We start from the raw sequence: 1,791 nt of genomic DNA on the forward strand, positions 1-1,791 counted from the left end.
GTAGACCTTTGAAAACTGAACAAAGTTTCGACGAAACAAAATGTGTAGGGTCTTCAAATGAGAATTTTGAAGCAAACAATTTGCGAAGTCAATTCGCTTTAAACAATGAAACAACAAACGAGCTTTTTAAAAACTCAAGTATAATATGAGAGTTTGATCTTGGCTCAGGATGAACGCTGGCGGCGTGCCTAATACATGCAAGTCGGACGCACTTTCGTTAAATGAATTAGAGATGCTTGCATCGAAGATGATTTTAACCATAAAGTGAGTGGCGAACGGGTGAGTAACACGTGGGTAACCTGCCCAGAAGCGGGGGATAACACCTGGAAACAGATGCTAATACCGCATAATAACGAAAACCGCATGGTTTTCGTTTAAAAGATGGCTTCGGCTATCACTTCTGGATGGACCCGCGGCGTATTAGCTAGTTGGTGAGATAATGGCTCACCAAGGCAGTGATACGTAGCCGACCTGAGAGGGTAATCGGCCACATTGGGACTGAGACACGGCCCAGACTCCTACGGGAGGCAGCAGTAGGGAATCTTCCACAATGGACGCAAGTCTGATGGAGCAACGCCGCGTGAGTGATGAAGGCTTTCGGGTCGTAAAACTCTGTTGTTGGAGAAGAACGTGTGTGAGAGTAACTGCTCATGCAGTGACGGTATCCAACCAGAAAGCCACGGCTAACTACGTGCCAGCAGCCGCGGTAATACGTAGGTGGCAAGCGTTATCCGGATTTATTGGGCGTAAAGCGAGCGCAGGCGGTCTTTTAAGTCTAATGTGAAAGCCTTCGGCTTAACCGAAGAAGTGCATTGGAAACTGAGAGACTTGAGTGCAGAAGAGGAGAGTGGAACTCCATGTGTAGCGGTGAAATGCGTAGATATATGGAAGAACACCAGTGGCGAAGGCGGCTCTCTGGTCTGCAACTGACGCTGAGGCTCGAAAGCATGGGTAGCGAACAGGATTAGATACCCTGGTAGTCCATGCCGTAAACGATGAATGCTAAGTGTTGGAGGGTTTCCGCCCTTCAGTGCTGCAGCTAACGCATTAAGCATTCCGCCTGGGGAGTACGACCGCAAGGTTGAAACTCAAAAGAATTGACGGGGGCCCGCACAAGCGGTGGAGCATGTGGTTTAATTCGAAGCTACGCGAAGAACCTTACCAGGTCTTGACATCTTCTGCTAACCTAAGAGATTAGGCGTTCCCTTCGGGGACGGAATGACAGGTGGTGCATGGTTGTCGTCAGCTCGTGTCGTGAGATGTTGGGTTAAGTCCCGCAACGAGCGCAACCCTTATTATTAGTTGCCAGCATTAAGTTGGGCACTCTAGTGAGACTGCCGGTGACAAACCGGAGGAAGGTGGGGACGACGTCAAATCATCATGCCCCTTATGACCTGGGCTACACACGTGCTACAATGGACGGTACAACGAGTTGCGAGACCGCGAGGTTAAGCTAATCTCTTAAAACCGTTCTCAGTTCGGACTGCAGGCTGCAACTCGCCTGCACGAAGTTGGAATCGCTAGTAATCGCGGATCAGCATGCCGCGGTGAATACGTTCCCGGGCCTTGTACACACCGCCCGTCACACCATGAGAGTTTGTAACACCCAAAGCCGGTGGAGTAACCTTCGGGAGCTAGCCGTCTAAGGTGGGACAGATGATTGGGGTGAAGTCGTAACAAGGTAGCCGTAGGAGAACCTGCGGCTGGATCACCTCCTTTCTAAGGATATTTAGAAACGGAAACCTACACATTGTCGAAACTTTGTTTAGTTTTGAGAGGTTTACTCTCAAA

The 1,791-nt window shown here is 49.5% G+C and carries 1 rRNA gene; it reads left to right on the top strand.

The annotated features are described in order from the left end of the window. Positions 1-141 precede the first annotated feature (141 nt). Positions 142-1,719: ribosomal RNA gene (locus IV80_RS09895) — 16S ribosomal RNA — on the top strand. Positions 1,720-1,791: the final 72 nt, after the last annotated feature.

It is taken from the genome of Pediococcus cellicola, assembly GCF_001438655.1.
GTDB lineage: Bacteria > Bacillota > Bacilli > Lactobacillales > Lactobacillaceae > Pediococcus > Pediococcus cellicola.